Origin of the sequence: Acinetobacter rudis, from assembly GCF_031157835.1 — a bacterium.
Classification (GTDB): domain Bacteria; phylum Pseudomonadota; class Gammaproteobacteria; order Pseudomonadales; family Moraxellaceae; genus Acinetobacter; species Acinetobacter rudis_A.
This window is the reverse complement of sequence record NZ_JAVIDR010000002.1, coordinates 190,422-214,602: the sequence shown is the minus strand read 5'-3', so window position 1 is coordinate 214,602 and position 24,181 is coordinate 190,422. Positions and strand designations below refer to the sequence as shown.

Sequence of the window (24,181 nt, the reverse complement as noted above, 5' to 3'; positions counted from 1 at the left end):
TAAGTGAGTAAACCTATGAACCACGTTGCCAGCGATTTGAGCATTCGAAAGATTAATTTTAAAAACCGTATTATTAAGGGCGCTATGAGTGAGGCCTTGGCCAATGATTTAGGGCAACCCAATCATTTGCATTTAGGTTTATATGAAGCATGGGCCGCAGGTGGTTTAGGCTGTGCCATTACAGGTAATGTGATGGTCGATTGGCATGCTAAGAATGAGCCAGGAGTGGTTGTTGTTGAAAGCGAACGTGATTTGGATGTGCTTAGACAATGGGCTGAAGTCGGAAAGCGTCATGGGATGGTCCAATTGATTCAGCTTTCTCATCCTGGTCGCCAATGTCCCAAGGGTTTAAATAAAGAAACAGTTGCACCCTCAGCAGTTGCATTTAGTCCAATGCTTGCTACGACTTTTGCAACACCACGCGAGTTAAGTGAAGCCGAAATTTTAGATATTATTCAGCGTTTTGCTGAATCAGCGCGTATTTGTGAAAAAGCGGGATTTGAAGGCGTACAATTGCATGGTGCACATGGTTATCTCATAAGCCAATTTTTATCTCCTTTAACCAATAAACGACAAGATCAATGGGGTGGCTCTATTGAAAATCGTATGCGTTTTTTAATGGAGATTTATCATGCTGTGCGTGCAGTGACTCAGCCAGAATTTATTGTTTCGGTTAAGTTGAACTCTGCGGATTTTCAACGCGGAGGCATTACAGAGCAAGAAGTCATAGAAGTATTTAAAGTGATTGATGCTGCTGGTATAGATCTGATTGAAATTTCAGGGGGTACATATGAGGCACCCGCTATGGCAGGAGCAAAACAAAGCCAACGGAAAGCCAGTACGATTGCACGTGAAGCATATTTTCTTGATTTTGCTGAGAAGATTCGACAGGAAGTAAGCTGTAAACTCATGGTGACTGGTGGTTTTCGTACAGCCGCAGCAATGAATGCTGCACTCGCCAGTGGCGCATGTGACTTTATTGGTATTGCTCGACCACTTGCAGTTGAACCTGATTTAACTCAGCGTTTAATCAATGGGCAAGATGTACGGTATGCTGTGAAGCCAATTAAAACTGGCATTCCTTTCGTAGATAAAATGGCAATCATGGAAATTATTTGGTATGCATCACAGTTTAAAAATATTGCACTGGGTAAGGGCGCAAATCCTCAATTATCCCCACTTAAAGTATTTTTGAATTATGCTAAAAATAATGTGATGGCAATTGTACGCGGTCGGGTAAATTCACGTCGCCGTGCCTAATAATATGGTCGATGATTAGAAGTAATTAAAAAGGTGCTGTAATTACAGCACCTTTTTAATTGGTGCAAACATGGGTGTTAAAAATTTATTGCCATATTCACTCATGTGGTCACCATCATAGTAGAGTGGTCGTAGTTTGTATTGCGCCAGACACTGACCACTTTTGCACAGTAATGGCATAGGATCTAGCACTGTTGCATGACAAGCTTCAGCAGCTTCTTGGATAATGTGACGAAGCTTAGCGTTTTGATGGAGATAGTTTTGCCGAGATAGGGAAATCTGATCAACTGGTTGATGGTGTAAAATTAATCGGCTCAGTTTTTTCGGTACATTTGCTGTCATCTCTGGGATGGGTTGAGTGATAAATACTTTACTTTGAGCAGGTAAAGCACAAAGTGTGCTTTTAAGATGGTGCGAAAAAGCACTGAGTAGCGCGGCTTCAGTTTGATCTTTTTGTTCATCGAAATAGATAGAAGCGCCCATTTGATCTTTGTGTACGCGACTTGGGTCTGTTTGACCATAAAGATAAGCATGCCAACGCGAAACAATGACGATAGGGGTATCTGGTTGAACTTGTTTTAACGCAGCAATACGCCGGAAATTGTCTTTATAACAAGTATCATTATTGTGGCGACTTTTGGCATGTAGTAAAAAAGGGCAAGAGGCTCGAGTAATGACAGTAATGCCCTCATTTTTTTGATCAAAAGCTGCTAGTAAACCTGTAGCAACGGCGTCTGCATGACTATCGCCAACTAGTACTGCTTTAATATGTTGGGGATTACCAATATGACAAGTGCTTAACTGGCCTTGATCTTTATTTTCATCTTGTAGACAAGTATGGGGGTTACTATTTCGTGCCTCTAAGCTCGCGGTTACAACAGATTTTGGATAGTGCCAAGACGCTCCTTGGGTGAAATATAATGCTGTTGATAGGGCTGCTATGGTTAAACTCATCCAAAGTGCTTTATTAGTGATGAGTTGACGCCAGTTGCTTTGTGTATTGAATTTAAATTGTTCAATGTAACGGTAGCTTAATGCACCTAAAACAATAGAGAGTGCTATAGCAAAAAACCACCACCAAGCAGGTAAGGCAAAATACCAAGCCATCACAACAAGTGGCCAATGCCAAAGATAGATTGAATATGACCAACGTCCAAGCGCCTGTAATATAGCATTTTGGCTGAAATGGCTGTGCTGTAAATTTGCTGTGAGTATCAGTACTGCACCAAACAGTGGTAGTAGAGCTGCATAGCCTGGCCAAGCTAGGGCATCGGAGAGAAATAAGCTTGAAAAGAGGATTAAAAAGAGCCCAAGGTATTGCATCCGATATTGGATTTTAGTCTTTAGTTGGAGCGGGTAAAGAAAGACGAAAGCGCCAAGTAACATTTCCCATGCACGTGTAGGGAGAAGATAATATGAAAAACTTGGAGCAATTTGGCTCAGGTAGAGGTTTAAACCAAAGAGAGAAATTAAAAGTAGCAATAATATTTTCTTAGTTTGGTCAATATTAAAAAATTTATGCAGTAATAAAAGTAATAACGGATAAATTAAATAAAATTGCCATTCTACTGAGAGTGACCAAGTATGTAATAACCATTTTTCTTGAGATGCACTATCAAAATATCCAGCTTCACTGAAATACATAAAGTTGGAAAGAAAGCTCATGCTTGTTGCAACATGCTTACTTAGTTGAGCATAGTCTAAAGGGGGTAAAAAAAACCAAGCAAAGATAAGCAAAGAAAAGCACAGTACACCTAAAGCAGGGATGATTCGGTTAGCACGTGCAATATAGAAATTGAGTAAATTAAAACGTTGTTGGCTAAGTTGAGTGAATATTATCGAACTCATTAAATAGCCAGAGATCACAAAGAAAACATCAACGCCGATAAATCCGCCACTAAGCCAATTGGGTTTAAAGTGGAATAACATGACACTAAATACAGCAATAGCTCTTAAACTATTGAGATCTTTTCTAAAAGCGAGCGTTTTCATTCTCTAATGTTTTGTTTAACAGGGCGTCAGTATATAGAACAATTTCAATTAGAACGACTGAATAAAACAAAGAAAAAAATTAAGTCGATATATGGTTACAACTCATTATTTAGAGCGAGTGCTTTTTATACTGGATGCAGGATGTAAATATTGATTTTAAACTTTTAAATAATAGATGATCACAAAATTTAGGTATAAAAAAACCTGAGTCGTAGTGCTCAGGTTTTTTAAGAGTGCTCTCACTTAAAGTGAAAGTTAACTCAAATATGGCGACCCTACGGGGATTCGAACCCCGGTTACCGCCGTGAAAGGGCGATGTCCTAGGCCTCTAGACGATAGGGTCTAATAAGATGAGGCAAGTTAGTTCTGAAAATTGGCGACCCTACGGGGATTCGAACCCCGGTTACCGCCGTGAAAGGGCGATGTCCTAGGCCTCTAGACGATAGGGTCGTTTCAGAGGTGGGCGTATAATAGGGTGGATTTTAAAAGGTGTCAAACCCTTTTCTTAAATTAAATTCAAATATTGGTTTAACCGAATAAAATAAGATCAATATCATCATATTTTACTGGTTTTTGTTTGAAATTTATACTATTTATCGGTTGTTAAGGATGCACTGTATCACGTCTGGGTGTTGCAAATATCCAGCAATATGATGTGGACGTTGATCAAAAGTATGAATCATTTGGTTAATAATTGAGGGTTTAAATAAAAAAGGTGCTTTTTGTAGAGGGAAAGCAGTTAAAAAATCTTCTGCTGAGTAAAAATTATACCATTGCCCTAAAATATTTGATGGGCGTTGGATTGGGGGGATAATCTTTTCTTGGATTACTCGAAAAGCAAGAGGAGAACCCAGTGTAATTAAAGTATGGATTTTAAATTGGGGGTTTAGCCGTAAAAAATTATAGGCAATAACAGTTCCTAAAGAGTGAGCAATAATCAGATTTTGTTGTTGGCTATCAAAACAATTATAAAGTCGTTGATGAACCTTTTGATTGAAATCAGTATTTGCTAAATACATATAGGTTTCGATTAAGAATTTATGAATTAATTGACCATGTAATTTGGGAAAATGGTTTATCAGTTGTGTAAAATCTTTAAGGATGTGATCTTCCAAAGAATAGGCATAGTGACTTAAATGGCTAGAGAAATTGAAAGTTGGCTGAGTAAAATCTGGGTTGCATACAGTTGAATGAAGGGGATTGTCATGTAAAACAGTTTGAGGTCGATTAAAATTTAGAAATTGCCAAGTTTGTGGAAGTAAGCGAGTGCTTTTCAGTACATTATGAAGTTTGTATGTTTCGAGTAGGTCTGCATAAAAGGCCATATTCAGATCATCAAGCTTAAACTGATCACCCTGCTTTGATGATTTGATTCCTTGATTAAGAATATCTAGCCAATACTGCTTGAGCTCTGTGGCATTAAATTGCTGCTGATTCATGCCATGGATTAATATAATTTTCATTGCAATGACACTAATTTGTAATTATTTTTTATTATAATCAAAAAAAGAGCGATAAAAATCGCTCTTTGTATACATAAGTTCTATTTAATCATGTTGTTTTCGATAAAATAAAAAATAGCTGATATAGCATCCTGCAATGAAGATCAAACATCCAATAAAGCCAGTAAGCATCCCTGGATTAAAAGTCATACTAATGGCTGTAATCGTACAGAAAATAAAACCTAAAATCGGTACTACTGGATACCAAGGTGAAGCATAGGCTAGATCTGCCTTACTATGTCCTTGCTGATACCATTGGCGACGAAAATTGAACTGTGATAAGCAAATGCTCATCCATACAACAACCATGGTAAATGCAGCAATACCTAATAAGTTTTGAAATATCAGTTCAGGTGCAAATTGTTCGGAGAGTAAACCAGGTACCGCGCCAAACATCGTTACAATTAATGCAACAATTGGAGTACCAGAAGCGCTTAGCTTTGAAAAGACAGTGGGCAATTGTTTTGCTACAGAAAGTGAATACATCATACGTGATGCAGCATATAAGCCCGAATTTGCTGCAGATAACAAGGCCGTAATAATAACAAAGCGGATAATATCTTCTGCATATGGAATACCAATGTAAGAAAATACTGTCACGAAAGGACTGTTACTTACAGATTGATCGGCGCTTAAGCCAGCCAGATTATAGGGTAGTAAGGCGCAAATAACGATAATTGTACCAACAAAAAAGATTAGCAGACGCCATATAGCGGCATTGATAGCTTTAGGTACATTTTTTGCTGGATCTTGTGTTTCACCCGCAGCGACACCAATCAGTTCTGTTCCTGAGAAAGCAAAGTTAACAATGAGCATAGTGTTAAGGATAGGCATTATACCATTCGGGAACCATCCATGAGAGGTCAAACTGCTGAACAAGGGTGCTGTTTCTGCGCCTTGGAATGGAATTAAACCAAAAATAGCCAGTAGACCCAGTAAGATAAATGCTAATACTGTAATCACTTTGACCAAAGAGAGCCAAAACTCTGATTCAGCAAACATGCGAGTAGAGCTGATATTAAGAATAAACACAATACCAGCAAAGATAATCGTCCATAGCCAAACAGAGACTTGCGGAAACCACTCTTGCATCAGTAGAGCTGCTGCAGTGAATTCAGTTCCTAGTGTTGCTGTCCACGTGAGCCAATAGACCCACGTAACCATATAACCTGTACCTGGACCAATAAATTTAGTCGCATAAGTACCAAAGGAACCAGCAACTGGCATGTGTACTGCAAGCTCTCCTAGACATAACATCACCATATAGGCGATTAAGCCACCCAAGATGTAAGCTAAAATTGCACCAATAGGGCCAGTATTTGAGATGACTTCACCAGAACCTAAGAATAACCCTGTTCCAATTGCACCGCCCAAAGATAACATGACCAAATGACGTGTAGTCATAGCACGTTTCAAATTTGACGGTTGTTCAGAGGTGGAGGTGCTGTGTTGATAATCTTGTTCTGACATAGTCTAAATGGGTTACATGTGCAAGAAGGACTTATTTTAGTCAAAACTTAATAATGTGCAAGGCAGTGAAATTTTGAAAAAGGAGAGAAAAATAATGGCGACCCTACGGGGATTCGAACCCCGGTTACCGCCGTGAAAGGGCGATGTCCTAGGCCTCTAGACGATAGGGTCGTTTAGAAGTGCGGCCATGATATGAAGATTTTAAAAGTTTGTCAAAACTATTTGCATTGGATTGAGTGAAATTTGACTATTAATAAGATCAACTGATCAAAATATAGCAAACAAGTGTGAAATTTAAGTTAACAATCTACTTAGCTCTAAAAAAGATAAATCATCAGAATATAAATTTTTTTAATCTAAAATTTAATTTCATGAAAATAGTTCAAGATATTTCCTTCTTAATATTGGAAATTTAGTGAGTGTTTGCTTAAATTTTAGTACGCTATTTTGTGGTATTTGCCAATATGGTTATATTACATACAGTCTGGATGTGTAATTATTAGTTAAGTGGAATAAAAAATAAGCAGGCTAAACTCAATTAACATTAGCATTGAGTATAAAAATAAAGCTTTTTCCCAATTATTCTCATCTGGTCATTTCCCTAAAAGAAAATATTTGCTCTTGAAGTACTCATACAAAGTCATGTGGTTTAGATTTTAATATGGTCTAGAGCATAAGAAAATAAAGGTGGGCACAATCTTTAATTTCATTTTTTCCAAAATGTAGTCGTGTTGTAATTCCGATGATCGGTAGTGATATTGTCGGTATTTGCTCAAAATATGATCGAAATATATGGGGGAGATACGCTTGTCCGTGTGAACAGTGAGAAATCAAAAGATGATGGTTCCCTTAAGTGGGATCCACCATCATATTGTTTAGGATTTGCGGTTCTAGTTTATTCATAATTGAACAAAAAAGTTCAGCAGTTTTTTGTGTATCGTACAAAGCTGAATGCGCCTCTTTGCCATCAAACTCAATACCTGCTTGAATACAAGATTTAGCGAGTACAGTTTGTCCAAACATTACAGCACTTAGAGTCACAGTATCAAAAACTGAAAAGCTATGAAATGGACTTTGATTTTTCGTGGAGGTACGAAGTATTGCTGCTTTTAAAAAGGCTAAATCGAAATGTGCATTATGTCCAACCAAAACGGCATGTGTACAGTTTTGTTGTTTACGCACTTCATTTATAGATTTGAAAATGCGCTTTAGTGCAGTTTTCTCATCTTCAGCCATGGCAATTCTTAACGGATTAAATGGATCGACTCCAATAAAGTCGAGTGAGCGGCGGTCTAGATTTGCACCTTCAAATGGATTGATATGGGCATGGTAAGCAGCCCCAGGAACAAACTGTTGCTCTGCATTATAGATGATAGGAATACAGGCAATTTCTAGTAAAGCATCTGTATCGGCATTAAAGCCTGCAGTCTCAACGTCCACAACTACAGGGAGGAACCCTCGGAAACGTTGGTCGATTACAGGCATATTTTCAACAGTCACACTTTTCTCCATGAAAGGGTTTGACCCGCATGTAACGGTATTATTTTTTGATCTTCGAGATAATCGAGAGATTCAACAACAGTTTGTGGTTGTTTCACCAATGTAATTTGTTTGGTGTTACGTGGTAAACCATAGAAATCTGCACCAAAATGACTAGCAAAGCCTTCTAATCGATCTATTTTACCTACTTGATCAAATGCTTGGGCATAAAGTTCAATCGCATTAGGTGCACTATAACAACCCGCACATCCACATGCATTTTCTTTGGCATTTTGTGCATGTGGAGCACTGTCTGTACCTAAGAAAAATTTAGGGTTTCCACTGGTCGCAACCTCAAGCAGGGTTTGTTGATGGTTTAAGCGTTTTAAAATCGGTAAACAATAAAAATGCGGTTTAACGCCACCCACTAATAAATCATTGCGATTGAATAATAGATGTTGTGGGGTAATTGTTGCAGCAACATTACGGTCGTGTTCAAGTACAAAATGAGCAGCTTCACTCGTGGTGATATGTTCAACTACTAAACGTAACTGAGGGAATTGTTTTAGCAAAGGTGCTAAGACTTCATCTAGGAAACGTTTTTCACGATCAAAAATATCAACATGTTGGTGAGTGACTTCACCATGAAGCAATAATGGAACTTGATGCTTTTCTAGCTGTTCGATGACTGCATATACTTTACGAATATCACTAACACCGTTAGCTGAGTTCGTTGTTGCTCCAGCTGGATAAAGTTTGATTGCATCAACATATTCAGAATCTTTAATTTTACTGATTTCTAGGGGAGAGGTCTGATCAGTAAAATAAAGCACCATACGTGGATCGAAATCAACACCTTCAGGTACATGCGCTAAAATTCTTTGGCGATATGAAAGTGCTTCCTCAACAGTTTTGACTGGAGGAACCAAATTTGGCATACAAATTGCGCGTGCAAACTGTTTGGCTAGATCAGGTACGGTACGCTGTAATGCAAGTCCATCACGTAAATGCGCGTGCCAGTCATCTGGCTGAATAAGGCTAATGCTGTCCAATGTAATTAATTCAAATAAAAAAATAAGATTGATAATAATCTATTAAGGCAAAAAATGATAATGCGGAAAGCTGCAATCAAAAATAATTCAACAAAAAATATTCAACGTCGTATAAAAATATGGATATTGCGCAAGTATTTTGATTAAAACGTTCAAGATAACAAGAACGATATAGCTTTAGCAGGGTGTTCATTGACAGGAGTGATGTGTCGAAAACTTGTGCATTGAGCACCTAATCTATTATTCATAATTCTTAGATGCTCAGCATAATTTAGTATATACAATATATCTTATTGAATATTATGATAACTTTTATTTAATTAATATAAACTAAAAATGTGCATGTGTTTAGAGTTGACTGTCATGCACTGCACGCATGACTTATAATTCTTATATCAAAACTCGTGGAATTTTAATGGATATTAGCCTAATTTTGAATATAGCCGTATTCATCCTACTCATATTGTTATTATTACAAATGCGAAAAACCCAGTGGAGTTTAGCGAAAAAGGTTTTCGCTGGGTTATGTTTAGGTATGTTTTTCGGTTTAGGCTTGCATTGGATTTATGGGCCAGAGTCGACAGTTCTACAACAATCCATTCAGTGGTTTAATATTGTTGGTAATGGTTACGTGAAACTATTACAAATGGTTGTTATGCCATTGGTTTTTGTTTCTATTTTAAGTGCGGTGATTAAACTACATAATGCTTCATCCTTAGGGAAAATTAGTATTTATAGTATTGGTACTTTATTGTTTACCACAGCAATTGCTGCTTTAGTGGGTATCGGGGTGACCAATCTGTTTGGATTAAGTGCTGCGGGTTTAGTCCAAGGTAGTCAAGAGAGTTCACGTCTAGACCAGATCAACAGCGATTATATTGGCAAAGTATCTGATTTAAGTGTTCCTGATTTTATTTTATCTTTTATACCGCAAAACCCTTTTGCAGAATTGACTGGTGCACATGCGAACTCAATTATTAGTGTCGTCATATTTACTGTATTTTTGGGTATAGCGGGGCTAAAACTCATTCAGACAGATACAGTTAAAGGGCAACACATCATTACTGGGGTGAATACATTACAATCTTGGGTGATGCATTTGGTTCGTCTGGTTATGGCTCTAACACCTTATGGTGTATTTGCTTTGATTACCAAGGTTGTTGCAAGTTCTAAATTAACTGACATGATTAATTTGGGTGGCTTTTTAGTTGCGTCTTATGTTGGACTTGCCATCATGTTTATTGTGCATGGCTTAATACTGGCCTTCAGTGGTGTTAATCCAGTGCGTTTCTTTGAAAAAGTAACGCCAGTTTTGACCTTTGCTTTTACCAGTCGTTCAAGTGCAGCCAGTATTCCATTAAGTATAGAAGCTCAAACACAACGACTAGGTGTTCCTGAGTCTATTGCTAGTTTTGCGGCATCATTTGGAACAACAATTGGTCAAAATGGTTGTGCTGGATTATATCCTGCAATGTTAGCTGTGATGGTTGCTCCAACAGTAGGTATTAATACCTTTGACCCTGTTTGGATTATTACTTTGGTTTGTGTGGTGACATTAAGTTCTATTGGTGTTGCTGGTGTTGGTGGTGGTGCAACTTTTGCAGCACTTATTGTTTTACCGATGATGGGCTTACCTGTCACATTGGTCGCGTTATTAATTTCAATTGAGCCTTTGATTGATATGGGGCGTACAGCACTGAATGTAAGTGGATCAATGACAGCGGGAATGGTCACCAGTCAGTGGATGCAACAAACAGATCGTACCATACTTGATGCGGACCAAGAAAAAACCACTGCTTAATTACAATAACTGCATTTGAACTGGCCAAGACTAAATACTGAATTTAGTTTTGGCTTTTTTAATTACATAATTTAAGACTGTCTCATTTTTTTCTTTAATCTGTCACTTTTATTCTTTTTTTTTAAAGTTAATATCACTTAACTGCAAGTTTTATCAGGTTGTTAGATATGAAGATGTACCAAGTTGATGCGTTTAGTCAAAATTTGTTTAAAGGTAATCCTGCTGCTGTGTTAGTGCTGACAGAATGGTTATCAGATGAACTTATGCAACAAATCGCACTAGAAAATAATTTAGCTGAAACCGCATTTGTAAAAATCATTGATGAAGTTAATTATGAAATTCGTTGGTTCAGTCCTCAAGTTGAAGTAGAGTTTTGTGGGCATGCAACATTGGCTAGTGCCTTTGTATTATTTAAAGATTATTGCTCAGCAACTCAGCTGCGTTTTCATGTAAAGAAAATGGGTATATTTATTGTCGATCAGGCTGCAGATGGAAAAATTCATATGAATTTCCCAATCCGTCGCGCAGAAGCATTAAAAGAAATTCCAGCTTTAGTTTATCAAGCAATAGATCGTCCTGTTGTGGATGTATATATCAATGCGCAAGCTTACATTTTAGTTTGCGAGTCTGAGCAAGATGTTCGTGAAGCGAAACCAAATTTCGACATTATCCGTGAGCTTGGTTGTGATCAATTATTGCGTACAGCAATTACCGCAGCTGCAAATACTCGTGATGTTGCGATTACAGCATTAGCTGAGCATTATGATTATGTTGCTCGTTATTTTGCTCCACATATTGGGATTAATGAAGACCCAGTGACAGGTTCTTTACATACCGGTTTAGCACCTTTTTGGGCTGAGCGTTTAAACAAGACTGATTTAATTGCTTATCAAGCTTCACAAAGAGGGGGAACCTTATATTGTTCATTAAAAGCTCATGAGCGTATTGAAATTTCTGGCTACGCTAAATTATTTATGATTGCAGAGTTGAATTTAGTATAGGGCAGCTATTCTGCCCATTTATTGCTTGGTTTTCAAAAAGCTACTATTCATTTTAATTGAGCTTACCTAAGATAGGTGCAATTTTTGAATATTACAATGAAGGCTTTTATGTTAACTCAGTTAAAACAACTGACATTATCAATTTGTATCGTTGGATTTAGTGCAGCATCTTGGGCGCAAACAGTATTAGTAAAATCTGAACACCAAGTTGAAGAATATACGCTTGATAATGGTTTGAAAATTATTCTAGCCCCAAATGATAAAGAAAATAAAGTATTTATGAATACCATTTACTTTACAGGATCATTGAATGATCCTGAAGGTAAAGGTGGCTTGGCACATTTACTTGAGCATCTCGCATTTAAAGGTACTCAAAATATTAAAGAAGAAGAGTTTCAGCGTCGTTTAGATCAATATACATTGATGACCAATGCCAGCACAGATTATTACTCTACAAAATACACCAATATTATTCGACCAGATCAACAAGCAATAAATCAAATTCTTGAGCTCGAAGCTGAGCGTATGGATAAATTAGTTTTACAAGAAAAATATGTTCCAGCTGAAATTGCGATCGTCATGCGTGAGCGTGAAATACGCATGGATCAGCCTTTTGCTGTATTACTCGATAAAATGTGGAAAGCTGCGTATGGTAATCAATCTTTAGGACGCTTACCTATTGGCGATTTAAATGAATTGCAGTCTATTAAAATGGCTGAATTGAATCAATTTTACCGTCATTGGTATGCACCTAATAATGCCACTATGGTGATTACTGGTAAGTTTGATCGTGATGCGGTATTAAAATCTATCGATCAAAAATTTAGTCCAATTGCTGCACGCTCATTGCCAGCACAGTCCAAAGTTCCAGCGCTTGATTCTGCCAAAATTCAACCACGAGAATTCCTAGTGCAAAAAGGAAGTGACCTTGCAAAATTCAACATTTATTTAAATGGTAAAAATGAGAAGATTAAAACAACACTTGCACTAGCACCGTTCTTATATACTTTGCAGCCTAGTGGTCATTTATATTCAAGTATGGTGGAAACAGGTACAAGCACAATGGTGCAATCGAGTACTTGGTTGGAGCGTGATTTTAATGTGGTATTTATGGGGGCAATTTATGCACCCAACCATGATGAGAAAAAAGTAGCAAAAGCATTGGTCAATGGTGTTGAACAAACCAAAGACTTCAATGATGTTGAATTAAAACGTGTGAAAACATTAGTGCAAAATCAGGCAGATAATGTCCGAAATAATGCTGCTGCTATGGGTGGAAGACTCAGTGATTATGTGGTCAGTTATCAAGGTGGCTGGGATCAATATTTTAAAGATTTAGATCAGGTACAAGCTTTAAAAATTAAGGATGTCAATCAAGTACTCAAGCAGTTTTTAGTACCAGCCCATCGTATTGGTGGTGATGTTAAACCGACACCTGAAGATCAGAAAAAAGCGTTAGAGCAAAAACAAGGTCAAGTTGCTAAAACATTAGATCAAAGCCAGGAAAAGCCAGAACCGTTCAAGGATATTAAAGTTTATCAAAAAGAAGTTGCAGAGCATGTACAAGCTTCACAACAGAAACTTACTGCGATTGAATCTAAGATTCAGCAAGGTCAACTTGAGAATGGAATGCAGTACGCATTTTATCCAAGTGCAACACCTGATGATAAGACTTATGCTTCAATACATATCGGTTTTGGTAAAGATACAACTTTGATGAACCAAGCTGAAATTATTGAGTTAACCGCTTATTTATTACTTCGAGCATCGGATCGATATAGTTTACAAGACATTGCTGATCAATCATTGCAGGCAGGTGGTATTGCTGTTGCGCAAGCAGATGAAAATGGCATGACGATTCAAATTAATGCAAAAAAAGAAAAGTTTGAGGACTTTTTTAATTATATTGTTCAAGTGATGAAGAATCCGAAATTTGAACAAACTCAATTTGATCTCATTAAACAGCAAAGTTTATCGTTACTAAATCGACCATATACAGAGCCGGAAACCGTTGCTGCATTAACGATGGCACGATTGCTTGAACGTTATCAACCAGGTGATTTACGTTATCATTTTGAACCTGAGTTTGCGAAGAAACAAATGCAGGCTGCAAGTAATGAACAAGTGAAGGCTTTATATAAAAAGTTCTTTGGTATGGAGCATGCACAAATTGCAGTGACTGGTCAATTTGATACAAGCAAGATGAAAAAAATCTTACAGCAATCTTTTGGTGATTGGCGTTCAGGGCAGGAGTATCAACGTTTAAGTGCACCTTATGAAATGTATACTGCTCAAAAAGTACATGCTTTAGCAGAACAGCGTGAATTTGGTAATTATCAAGCTTTATTAGCACTTCCTGTAAAATTTGATCATCCTGATGCTGCTGCACTTCATGTATTTAGTTATGTTTTGGGTAACTCCCAACTATCCTCTCGTTTGGCAATGGAGTTACGTGAAAAAAATGCTTTAGTTTATGGTTTTGGTAGTGATTTAGATTTGGGGCAGTTTGAGGCATCTGGTGCACTTTCTATCCAAGCAAATTACAGTGCTGGGAAGTCAGCTCAAGTGTCAAGCGCCGTACATAAGGTACTTAAGCAGTTGATTGATCGTGGTATTACAGTTCAAGAATTAGAAGCGGCGAAAGCGAATATGATGAAAAAACGGGTAACAGCCTTAGATGATGCACGGAGTATTCATGGCATGATTAGCACACAGTTGTTGACTCAGACCGATATGCATACGCGCCAAAAACGTGATCAGGAAATTGCAAAGTTAACTAAGGCTGATGTTGATGCTGCTATCAAGAAGTATATTCAATTAGATCATTTAGTTGAAACAATGGCCGATCAATATGGGCAAGCCCAGAAGTAATGGTTATACATTCAGGCCACTCATCAGTGAGTGGCCTGAACAGGGAGGATTAGAAATTAAGTGTTTTAGACATAATATGTAGTTGGTGTTGTTGGCCAGTATATTGATATTCTGCATCGGCAATGATTTGCATTCCTTGCCTTAAATAAAACTGCTTAGCTGCAAGATTATCTTTTAATACTTCAAGCCAGAAATACTGACAAGTTTGTTGCTGTAAATGCTGCTCAACAAATTTAAAAATTTGTTGTCCTAAGCCTTGGCCAGTATATTGAGGGAGCAGATATACTTTGTTTAAACAACAGCCATGAGATAAAGCATCAATCTGTATATGGGGATAATGCTCACTTGGTGTTTGAGCTAAACTTAATTTAATGAAACCTATTGCTTCATTCAGTGAATTGACAATGATCCACCACTGCGTATTTTCTTCATTTAAACTTTGTAGAATAGAAGTAAGGTGGTATTCATGTGCAACATAATCTTTTAATTCGTCAAAATCATTCCAGATTGATTGAAAATGATGAAGATAACTAATATGTCCAATTTGAGCGATGCTATTGGCATCTTGTAAAGTGGCACGCCGAAAAGAAAGCGTCATATTATTCCTTGTTATATGTTGGCCATATTTGATTTTTTAACGATAGCGAACAAGCGTAGTTCTACATTTTAAATTGTAGAACTACTTGAGTGAGATGAATTAATGCTCATGATCGTGTTTATGGGCATGGAACTCTTCATTTTTACGAAAACGTAAGTAATTATCAAATTGTTCACAATATTCATCAAAGTTGTCTTCAAGCATCATTTGGAATTGCTGTAAGACATAACTCATGATTTGTTCTTTGGCATCACTCATTTCCTTGCCATCTTTAAAATTATTCGCAGCAACCCAAGTGTTGAAACGTGCTGTCGCAAATAACATTGCTGCACTGACTTGACCACGGATTTCTGCTGGATTGTCTACTTTTTTACCAAGTTCAGGACTACAAAATTGATTGGCCTGTTGAATAAATTGGTCAGCACGCTCAAAAAAAATCGCATTTAATGCGTCTTCTTCGGTGATATCAGTAGCATCAATTTTTTGAGACATGGTGTATTCCACAAATTTAATATTGCACTATTATAAGCAAAGCCTTGCCCAAACTAAACCATTGTCTTATTCTAAAATAGCCTAAGTAGTATGATGCTACTAGCGCATAAGATTGGATGTATAACCTAGGGCTGAGGTGTGTGATGCAAGATGCAATTGCAGTACAGAGTTTAAAAAGTGATATTGCTTTATTGAGGCAAAATATTTGGCCACCCATAGACTTAGCACAGGTTGAAGGTTTACCTATTTATTATGGTAGTGCTTCAGCAGTAGCTGCTTACTATACGCAATGGTTGGGTCTAATTGAGCGAGCACAAGATTTATATCAGCCATTTATGCAAGATGAGGTGGTTGATGCAATTCATTTACCGAGTCATTTGAATTTACCTTTATTTTATTTCTCTGTAGACCGTATCAGAATAAATAAAACGCAAGCGAAGGAATCAAAAACTTTTCGTGGTGTTGCAAGTTTAATCGACAAATGCGGGCAGTTTGAGCCTGAACAAGTAATGAAAATGCAGCAATGGTTGGATAGTGATGATACTGCTGTATTGGTTGCTCACCGTGAATTTATTGACCTACGGACTTATGTATTCCAGCATGGTCAAAGTGATTACACACGAACTCGATTTTATGTAAATGGTATTGTATTGAGCACAGTAGATGATTTTGTCTTGGTTGATGCAAGAGAGAAACCACGTAAACAACGAAGTGATAGCTATAAAGATCCGCTAGCAGACAATAATACTTGGAAGATTTATGCAAAAAATCGGTGAGTGTTAAAAAGAATAATCTTAGCCATTATGGGTAAAATATAAAAAAGCTTGGACATGTCCAAGCTTTTTTATGTACTTATTAATTTTTCTTGTCAGACCAAATATCACCACTGACTTTTTTCTTAAGTTCAGGATACTGATCAATCTTAAACTCAGGCTCTTTTACACCACGTTTAAGTTGACTGGTATAGTCTTTCAGTAAAGTACGTGCCATTGGTGTTAGTAGTAAAATAGCAGTTAGGTTAATAACAGCCATAATACCCATGAACATATCAGCCATGTTCCATACTAAAGGCACACTACTAATTGCGCCAAAATACACCATAACTAAAACGCAAATACGGAATATCAGCATGAGCTTAGGGTTGTTATTAATAAACTGCACATTACTTTCAGCATAAGCATAGTTACCAAGCACGGCTGAGTAACAGAACAAGAATAGTAAGATTGCAAGTAAATCACCACCCCACATACCGATTTGGCTTTCTAGTGCGCGTTGAGTAAGTTCTACACCAATAAACCCTGCATCATGATAAACACCTGAAACCAAAATAATCATTGCTGTACTGGTACAGACAATGAATGTATCAACAAATACACCAAGCATTTGTACAAGGCCTTGATTTACGGGATGCTTAACATCAGAAGCTGCGGCAGCATTAGGTGCTGAACCCATACCTGCTTCGTTCGAAAATAAGCCCCGTTTAATTCCTTGTAATAAGGTAATTGAAATCATACTACCAAAGAAACCACCTGCAGCAGCTTTGAACTCAAAGGCAGAAGTGAAAATCAATTTAATGATGTCTGGAATAATGGCGTAGTTACTTAAAATAATGTACAAGGCAATTAATAAATAAAGACCTGCTTTAAGGGGTACAAACATCTCTGCAAATCTAGCGATACGTTTAATACCACCAAAAATAGCAATTGCAACAAGTACAACCAGTGCTAAACCAACCCAAGAAATAACAAGGTCGATACCGCCTAATGGGAGAATAATATTGGCTTTATCCCATCCCCATGAGTGGCTTGAAGCACTAACAATGGCATTGATTTGTACTGAATTAAAGACAAAACCATAAGTAAAAATAAGCGATAACGCAAACACAATACCGAAGGTTTTATTTTTTAGTCCCTGGGTAATATAGTAGGCTGGGCCACCACGAAATTGTTTTGTGTTGCTATCTCTGACTTTAAATAATTGTGCAAGCGTAGATTCAATAAAAGCTGAACTCATACCAAGTAATGCTGTAACCCACATCCAAAACACAGCACCAGGGCCACCAATGGCGATGGCAATAGCGACACCAGCAATATTACCAACACCAACTCTGCTGGCTAGACCTGTTACAAATGCTTGAAAGGGGGTTAAACCATGATCATCTTTTTTATTGCGGCTGTTCTTCATAATTTTAAAACTATGGAAGAAGAATCGTACTTGGACAGCCTTAGTCGATATCGTATAAAAAATACCAACAGCTAGTAAAAAAATAACCAGCAAATCCCAAAGGGGTTGATTGACGCGATCAATCATTGATAAAAAAAAGGTACTGATTGATTCATTCATGTGGCGAATATATCCATGTTCAAGTGCTTAGCGGTGTAAGGTCAATCGTAAACACTTCATGATTGCTCTAAGTAAACAGCTAAAGTTGAATGAGTAAAGTGGCGCATTATAGAGTAAAGAAAAACTGAATGATATATTGACTAAAGTTAGGCTTTATAACTTTTCCATAGTAAAAAGGTTGGTTTTTGGTGGAAAAATTAAACAATAATTCGGTTTTTTTCTTAATTATGAGTATGTTAATTATTTTCTCATTCTTTGCTTGGGGTTGTGTGTTTTTTACACCAATTAAAACTAATAATATAAAAAATATAGTATTAAAAAAAATAGAAGGAGTGATTATTGCTCCTTCTATAATCAAAAATAGATATATTTGAATAATTTGTTAATTTTCAAATGAGAATTTTAAAGTGTTAAAAGATGTGAAAAAAACAGATAAGACAAATAAATCGCTATACCAAAAACAGAGTGTGAAATTAAGCTATTTTTCATTGCTAATTTAGGATGAGGGGTGCGCTGTGCAAAGTAACCAAAACCAAAAGCAGGTTGCATGATTAAAAAAGGTACGAAGACTGTAATTAATCCATATGCAATGCTACTAAACAGATGGATTGAATATAAACCTAGTGTATTGAGGAATAAAAATAAGCTTACCCAAATGATTCCTATAAGATAGTGAAAAAACCAACCTATTATAATTTCACCTGATTTTGATGGGGATTGCGCAATATTTTTATGCCAATACTGACCATCAAACCATCCTAATATCCAACGTGCAACAAAAGCATAGTTAAGCGGTTTTACTTTTGATATTTTTTCTCGTAGGTAAGCAAAGATATCCATAAGAAAGGTTGCTAAAATTCCAATGATTATGCTGTGAATCAATAACTCAGTCATACATCTTGCCTAAAATAAAATTTAAGATGATGATAGTATTCAACTTCAAGTTAACTTTAAGTCAAGTGTTCTATGAAAGAAATAGATATTGGTGATTTAGCAAAACAAACTAAGTTGTCTACAGCAACGATCCGTTTTTATGAAACTAAAGGATTAATTAAATCTATAGGGCGAAATGGATTAAGACGTCAGTATCCGATCGAAGTTAAGCAGACGCTTGCGTTGGTCAAACTGTTAAAAAGTGGGGGAGTAAGTCTTAAAGAAATTGAGGACATATTTCTTATGAAGAATACGATCAAAGTCAATCGTGAGACATTGGATGGTAAAATTACTGAGATGAAGGATAAAGTGATTAAATTAAACACATTAATAAAGACGCTAGAACATATACAACATTGTCCACATGAGGATCATTTGTCTTGTCCTGAATTTATTAAGTTATTGGCTTCGCATCAAGCATAAGCATAGGGCTTAGGTGGTTTATGGTACTGAATTACTGAGTATCTATAGCTATATGGCTTCTAAACTTTAAAAAATATTATTTTAAATCAAGATATAAATAGAATGAAGAAGAATAGGGTAATTTAAATGAAAGCGAAGCAACCATTGGTCATTTATATCAGTATATGGAATGTATTGAGGCAATATTATCAGCACCCCATTCGAGATATGTTCAGTTTAGGGTGCTTGAGTATTCTTAGTATTTTATTGACTGTATCTGTGCCATATATTATGAAGCAGATTGTTAATATATCTCAATCAAATTCAGCAAGTTTTAGTTGGGAAATGATCTGGCAATGGGAAAATTTATATCTTTTGGCAGCATGTTATGCTCTCGCATGGTTTATAGGTAATTTATTACAGCATTTGAGTCAGCGTTATAGCGCTTTTTTTCTTATTCATATAGAAGCTGCTCTTGTTTATATGGGTTTGAAAAACTATTTTGATTTGACTTTCAATGAGCAACGAAAAATAGAAATAGGAAACATAAATACTGATATTTGGCGTGGAGCGAATGCTTTTGGTCAATTAACTTATACCAGTCTTTTTATTTTATTACCCTTATTATTTGAACTTGTTGTAATGATGTGGATATTGGCACAAAGCATTAGTTTAAGTTTTGCACTGATATTTCTTGTTTTTGCTGTCGTTCTTTTTGTGGTTACTTTATGTATTGCTGTAAAAAGTAAGGATGTTTTTTCAGTATTTTATGAAGCTCAAAATCAGATTAATCAATTCTTTATTGAAAAAGTACAAAACCATTATGATATTCAAATTAATGCTGCAAAAGAATATGAGCTCAGAAGCTTTGATCAACGTATTAAAGACTACCAACTGAAAAAATCAAAAAGTCATGGTCATTTAATGATTTTAATGTTGATACAAGTGTTTGCAGTAGCCATTTTCTTATTTATTTTTATGCTGCTAACTGTGTATTTATTTGAAAATAAACAGGTAAGCACAGGGGATTTTGTACTCATTAGTGCATATATTGTCGGCCTAACTTTACCTATGTTAAGAGTATCTCAAAGCATAATGATGTTAAAAGGAGAATATATTTCTTTAGTTAAGTTTTATGATTATTTTCAATTAGAGAAAAATATTTATCAAATAACAGAAATAGAACCATCAACATTTTTTTATTGTTTTGAGCATGCACAGTTAGATTTGGGAAAAAATCAACTTCAAAATTTTAATTTAATTATTCAACAGCATCAGTGTTATGTAATCACAGGACAAACAGGTATAGGAAAAAGTAGTTTTATGAACCATTTGATTGGATTGCAGAAAATTCAATCAGGAAAACTATATTATAAAAATATTGATATTAGTGTTGAATTTTCTACTAATATTTATCATGAAATTGCAGTTGTAGGCCAAACGGTAGCGGTTTACTCTGGCACATTAAGGCAAAATTTAGTTCACAATAGTCGATATCATTATTCAGATTTAGAGTTGTTACATTGGTTAGAGGTTTTTCAGTTAACTCAGCTATGTACTAAGAATAATCTCAGCTTAGATGATGACCTTGAGGAGCGTTATAAGAGTTTCTCTGGTGGAGAAAAACAACGATTAAATATATTAAGGGCACTACTTAAGCAGCCAAAATGTTTGATTATGGATGAACCTACTGCAGCACTAGATGAAGTAACAGCGATCCATCTGATGAAAGTCATTCGTCAACAAGTGAGTACAGTTATCATGATTTCACATGCACCTTATGCAAAACAGTTTGCAGACCATCTTATTGATTTTGATAAATTATTAGATTGAAATTAAAACTGATTTTTTAACATAGTCAAATCGGTTTTAGGAGAAATGACTATGTCTTTAGGTTATTTTAAAAACTTACGACTCAATAAGAATTGTTCAGTCGCTTGTAATAAGGTTTCAGCATAAGATTCTTGTTTTGCAGTTAGCCAGCCCAGTGCAAACCAGTCGCTGGCTTCTAGTTCACTTTCTTGTAAGTATGAAGCTGAAGCCACAAGAACTTGATATTGTTCAGCTGCTTGATGTGCATCATGCAAAGATTTGCTATATTTTTGCAGATTTTTGACATCATATACTTGTGTTAATAGCGGGAAACTGAACTTAAGTTCTTTAAGATTGAGTGCAAGCTGTTGTAACGTATCTAGGTCCGCTAGGTCAACTTGGTTTAGGCTCTCTTGTAGTCGTTTATATTGTTGTTGCAAAGTTAGTTGAGCATTATGTTTTAAATCTTGCTTTTGAGTTTGGCTAGCAGGAGCCAAAGCAAATAAGAGTAGCTCTAAATAGTGTTGAACATTTTGAGTTGACTTGACTAAATTTTGCAGTTTTTCTTGTGCATAAAGAATATCCTGATCCAAACTAAGTGCTGTCTTTGGGTTGTTTAATAGCGTACCAAGCGTACTTTGCATATGTTGAATATGCTCTAAGTGTTCAAAGTGTTGTGCAAAGGCATTGAGTTGCATTGCCCATTTATCGGAAGGGTCCTGACTCCAATCTTTGAAAATAGATAAACTTAAATGTAGGTGTTGCAGTGCTAATTGTGCTTGTGCAACATGTTCATCTTGAGCAACTTGGGCAGAGATAGCAGCAATATTCGGTAATAAATGCTGTAATTGCTCTGATATTAAATATCTGAGATTGTAATCTGCATTTTCTTTTTTATTGAGTTGCAAGTTCGGTGCGGCTGTAGCTGGGCTGACCTGCAGTTGTTGACTCAATAAATGACCAAACTCAGCTTTACTGCGCACATCTAACCACAGTTGATATTTCTTCACCCACTCTAAACTAAATTTAAGCAGATTATCGATTGAACCTTGTTTTAATTCAAACTCAACTTCATAGATTTCCTGAACCGCTTGCCCACTACGAATTTCACCAATATCTAAACTAATCTCAATTGCTGCATCTTCATATTGGATAACTCGATTTGTTCGCTGAATATCAGTTTCAAACTGTAGGGTAAGTTCAGTGTTTTCACTTCCCAAGACCTGATTTAGCTGTGCAAGTGCTTCAGGATGTTCTTGATAAAGTGCTAAATCAAGTGCTACTGGTGTCTCAGAGCCTAAGTCAATGTTGTGTTCAAAGCGATGTAAGTGGCTTTGTCCAGCCGTTTTTAGTGTTTGAATCCAACGATCACCTTCAAGACGTTGTCGTAGGGCTGCACGGTTATTAGATAAAGACTGTTGATTTGTGTCGTAATAACGTGCTTTTAATTGAATAACTTCAGATTTTTTAGGGTCTAATGCTTTGAGTAAGGCATTACGGCGACTGGGGTTAATCTGAAATTTTAATTCAATTTCTACCATGGGGCAGGTATCCTACATTTTGTAAATAAAGCAATCATCAATAAGCTTGCGTGTATTTCTCTTGCAGTTTTATCTTGAATGGGAACTACATAGATGTCTTGTATTGTAACTGATTCCACATGAGATCAAAGTCCTCGCTGCAATAGATCTTTGTCACCGTGATAATTTCTAAAGGTATTTGTATTTTTTATCAACAATAAGCAGTATAGGAGAGTAAATTTAAGCTTTATTGAGATGATGCAAGGAGCAAAAACATGAATCCTCAATTTGAAATACAAGAAGTAGCTTCATCACAAGTCGTTTTTCCAATACGAGACTATTCGGAATTCTATCGGTTTTATTTAACAGAACATCGTCATATTACTAGCCGCCGTTTACACTGTTTGGGGAGTTCAATTGCCTTGTACTGTGCGTATAAAACCATTAAAACACGGCAAGTAAAGTATTTAGCATATGGGGTATTAGCAGGTTATACATGTGCATGGGTTGGACACTTTATGTTTGAGAAGAATAAACCTGCCAGTTTTAAACAACCTATTTATAGTTTTATTTCAGATTGGCACATGTTTAAAGATATTATCACTGGACGTTTAAGTTTACTTGACCGTCAGCGAGATAAAATACCAAGCTAAAGCCTTATCACTTCAAACAAAATTTAATTTGTATCGCATCAGTTAGCTCAATGGATCGTATATTTGTAATGGTTGTGATGAGAAATAAGTTGTTGATTAAAAGTGACTGTACCACCAACTCATGATTAGTGTTGTTTTGTTGGTGATACAGCTGCAACTGAGTTTCTATTTTTGTTTTGGTTTTTTTGCTTGATTATGCAAATTTGTTGCCAACTTTATTTATATTGCTAAAAAAGGCATGAGATAAGCCAATTATTTTTACTGATAAAATAGTACAGGCTATAGCTAACTGTTTCACTTCATTGCTTTTTAGTGGGTATAATCTTGTAGTATATCATTTCTGGAAAATTTGATGCGTGGCTTATATTTAATTACCAATGATGACCCAATTGAATTATTGCTACAGAAGCTAGAGGCTGCTTTAGCAACAGGTCAAATTGCAATTTTGCAGTATCGACGCAAAAAAGTTGAAGCTATAGCTCAACTAGAAGAAGTAAGTAAAATCAAAGCATTATGTGAGAAATATACCACACCATTTGTTATAAATGACAACTTAAAGCTTGCTGTTGAATTTGGTTTAGGTGTTCATTTAGGACAGGGTGATGGTGCAATAGTAGATGCTGTAAATCAATTAGGAACCAATCAAATTATTGGTCGTACTTGCGCAAATTCTTTAGAGTTTGCCTTACAAGCGCTTAAAGACGGTGCAAGTTATGTTGCTTTTGGTGCAATTTTTCCAACAGCAACTAAACCAGAAGCTGGTCATACCGGTGTTGAAATTATTACGCAAGCGAGAGCTCTTTTTTCTGCACCCATTTGTGCTATTGGTGGACTGACTGTAGAAAATGCAGCAGAAGTGATTGCTGCTGGTGCTGATCTCTGCGCTGTAATAAGTGATATATTGGCACTATCGGTAGAACAGATTCCAAGCCGTGTTGAGGCCTGGGCAAAATTGTTTGCTACTACAGCGAGCATTGAACATTAATATTTTTTGATCTCT

At 36.4% G+C, this 24,181-nt stretch carries 19 protein-coding genes and 3 tRNA genes; 9 read left to right on the top strand and 13 right to left on the bottom strand.

Features of this window, described 5'->3' with window-relative positions:
- Positions 1 to 15: 15 nt before the first annotated feature.
- Positions 16 to 1,260: an NADH:flavin oxidoreductase/NADH oxidase family protein gene (locus RFH42_RS02910; RefSeq protein ID WP_308974052.1), complete on the top strand. Its 1,245-nt coding sequence runs from the start codon at positions 16 to 18 to the stop codon at positions 1,258 to 1,260.
- Between the two features lie 42 nt (positions 1,261 to 1,302).
- On the opposite strand, the gene RFH42_RS02905 is transcribed toward RFH42_RS02910, so the two are convergent.
- The 8 genes from RFH42_RS02905 to pyrC form a co-directional block, all read right to left on the bottom strand.
- Positions 1,303 to 3,252, bottom strand: a complete 1,950-nt coding sequence (locus RFH42_RS02905; RefSeq protein WP_308974051.1) for an acyltransferase family protein — start codon at positions 3,250 to 3,252, stop codon at positions 1,303 to 1,305.
- A gap of 267 nt (positions 3,253 to 3,519) precedes the next feature.
- A tRNA-Glu gene (locus RFH42_RS02900) sits at positions 3,520 to 3,595 on the bottom strand.
- A 31-nt stretch (positions 3,596 to 3,626) separates the two neighbouring features.
- Positions 3,627 to 3,702: transfer RNA gene (locus RFH42_RS02895), tRNA-Glu, on the bottom strand.
- Between the two features lie 143 nt (positions 3,703 to 3,845).
- Positions 3,846 to 4,715 carry a hypothetical protein gene (locus RFH42_RS02890; RefSeq protein ID WP_308974050.1) on the bottom strand — a complete coding sequence of 290 codons (870 nt, stop codon included), beginning with the start codon at positions 4,713 to 4,715 and terminating at the stop codon, positions 3,846 to 3,848.
- Between the two features lie 84 nt (positions 4,716 to 4,799).
- Positions 4,800 to 6,224, bottom strand: a complete 1,425-nt coding sequence (locus RFH42_RS02885; RefSeq protein ID WP_308974049.1) for an amino acid permease — start codon at positions 6,222 to 6,224, stop codon at positions 4,800 to 4,802.
- A 95-nt stretch (positions 6,225 to 6,319) separates the two neighbouring features.
- Positions 6,320 to 6,395: transfer RNA gene (locus RFH42_RS02880), tRNA-Glu, on the bottom strand.
- Positions 6,396 to 7,073: 678 nt separating this feature from the next.
- Entirely contained in the window at positions 7,074 to 7,736 is a 663-nt protein-coding gene (gene rnt, locus RFH42_RS02875) for a ribonuclease T (RefSeq protein WP_308974048.1), read from the bottom strand.
- Complete coding sequence (gene pyrC / locus RFH42_RS02870; RefSeq protein WP_308974047.1) at positions 7,721 to 8,755, bottom strand: dihydroorotase; 1,035 nt, start codon at positions 8,753 to 8,755, stop codon at positions 7,721 to 7,723. Before pyrC ends, rnt begins: the two co-directional genes overlap by 16 nt.
- 415 nt (positions 8,756 to 9,170) lie before the next feature.
- On the opposite strand from pyrC, the gene RFH42_RS02865 reads away from it, so the two are divergent.
- The 3 genes from RFH42_RS02865 (at position 9,171) to RFH42_RS02855 (ending at position 14,428) form a co-directional block, all read left to right on the top strand.
- The gene (locus RFH42_RS02865; protein WP_308974046.1) at positions 9,171 to 10,556 is read left to right on the top strand and encodes an L-cystine transporter; all 1,386 of its coding nucleotides are present in this window, start codon (positions 9,171 to 9,173) and stop codon (positions 10,554 to 10,556) included.
- 167 nt (positions 10,557 to 10,723) lie between these two features.
- Complete coding sequence (locus tag RFH42_RS02860; RefSeq protein WP_308974045.1) at positions 10,724 to 11,557, top strand: PhzF family phenazine biosynthesis protein; 834 nt, start codon at positions 10,724 to 10,726, stop codon at positions 11,555 to 11,557.
- A 108-nt stretch (positions 11,558 to 11,665) separates the two neighbouring features.
- Positions 11,666 to 14,428: a M16 family metallopeptidase gene (locus tag RFH42_RS02855; RefSeq protein ID WP_308974264.1), complete on the top strand. Its 2,763-nt coding sequence runs from the start codon at positions 11,666 to 11,668 to the stop codon at positions 14,426 to 14,428.
- A 49-nt stretch (positions 14,429 to 14,477) separates the two neighbouring features.
- Here RFH42_RS02855 and RFH42_RS02850 read toward each other — a convergent pair whose 3' ends face one another.
- Positions 14,478 to 15,026, bottom strand: a complete 549-nt coding sequence (locus RFH42_RS02850; RefSeq protein WP_308974044.1) for a GNAT family N-acetyltransferase — start codon at positions 15,024 to 15,026, stop codon at positions 14,478 to 14,480.
- 99 nt (positions 15,027 to 15,125) lie between these two features.
- A complete protein-coding gene (locus RFH42_RS02845; protein ID WP_308974043.1) occupies positions 15,126 to 15,518 on the bottom strand; it encodes a DUF3144 domain-containing protein in 393 nt (130 codons plus the stop codon).
- Positions 15,519 to 15,661: 143 nt separating this feature from the next.
- Between RFH42_RS02845 and RFH42_RS02840 the strand changes: the two genes are divergently transcribed.
- Positions 15,662 to 16,294 (top strand): hypothetical protein, encoded by a 633-nt coding sequence (locus RFH42_RS02840; protein WP_308974042.1) that lies wholly within the window; start codon positions 15,662 to 15,664, stop codon positions 16,292 to 16,294.
- A gap of 79 nt (positions 16,295 to 16,373) precedes the next feature.
- Here the strand turns inward: RFH42_RS02840 and RFH42_RS02835 are convergent, their stop codons facing one another.
- Both RFH42_RS02835 and RFH42_RS02830 read right to left on the bottom strand, forming a co-directional pair.
- Positions 16,374 to 17,861, bottom strand: a complete 1,488-nt coding sequence (locus RFH42_RS02835) for an alanine/glycine:cation symporter family protein (protein WP_308974040.1) — start codon at positions 17,859 to 17,861, stop codon at positions 16,374 to 16,376.
- A 402-nt stretch (positions 17,862 to 18,263) separates the two neighbouring features.
- Positions 18,264 to 18,755: a DUF2938 family protein gene (locus RFH42_RS02830; protein ID WP_308974039.1), complete on the bottom strand. Its 492-nt coding sequence runs from the start codon at positions 18,753 to 18,755 to the stop codon at positions 18,264 to 18,266.
- A 72-nt stretch (positions 18,756 to 18,827) separates the two neighbouring features.
- On the opposite strand from RFH42_RS02830, the gene RFH42_RS02825 reads away from it, so the two are divergent.
- Positions 18,828 to 19,217 carry a MerR family transcriptional regulator gene (locus RFH42_RS02825; RefSeq protein WP_308974038.1) on the top strand — a complete coding sequence of 130 codons (390 nt, stop codon included), beginning with the start codon at positions 18,828 to 18,830 and terminating at the stop codon, positions 19,215 to 19,217.
- Between the two features lie 126 nt (positions 19,218 to 19,343).
- Positions 19,344 to 21,029, top strand: a complete 1,686-nt coding sequence (locus tag RFH42_RS02820) for an ABC transporter ATP-binding protein (protein WP_308974037.1) — start codon at positions 19,344 to 19,346, stop codon at positions 21,027 to 21,029.
- Positions 21,030 to 21,091: 62 nt separating this feature from the next.
- Here RFH42_RS02820 and RFH42_RS02815 read toward each other — a convergent pair whose 3' ends face one another.
- The gene (locus RFH42_RS02815; protein ID WP_308974036.1) at positions 21,092 to 22,549 is read right to left on the bottom strand and encodes a CYTH domain-containing protein; all 1,458 of its coding nucleotides are present in this window, start codon (positions 22,547 to 22,549) and stop codon (positions 21,092 to 21,094) included.
- A 254-nt stretch (positions 22,550 to 22,803) separates the two neighbouring features.
- On the opposite strand from RFH42_RS02815, the gene RFH42_RS02810 reads away from it, so the two are divergent.
- Entirely contained in the window at positions 22,804 to 23,181 is a 378-nt protein-coding gene (locus tag RFH42_RS02810; RefSeq protein WP_308974034.1) for a DUF962 domain-containing protein, read from the top strand.
- A gap of 352 nt (positions 23,182 to 23,533) precedes the next feature.
- Complete coding sequence (gene thiE / locus RFH42_RS02805; protein WP_308974033.1) at positions 23,534 to 24,166, top strand: thiamine phosphate synthase; 633 nt, start codon at positions 23,534 to 23,536, stop codon at positions 24,164 to 24,166.
- The last annotated feature ends 15 nt before the right edge of the window (positions 24,167 to 24,181 follow it).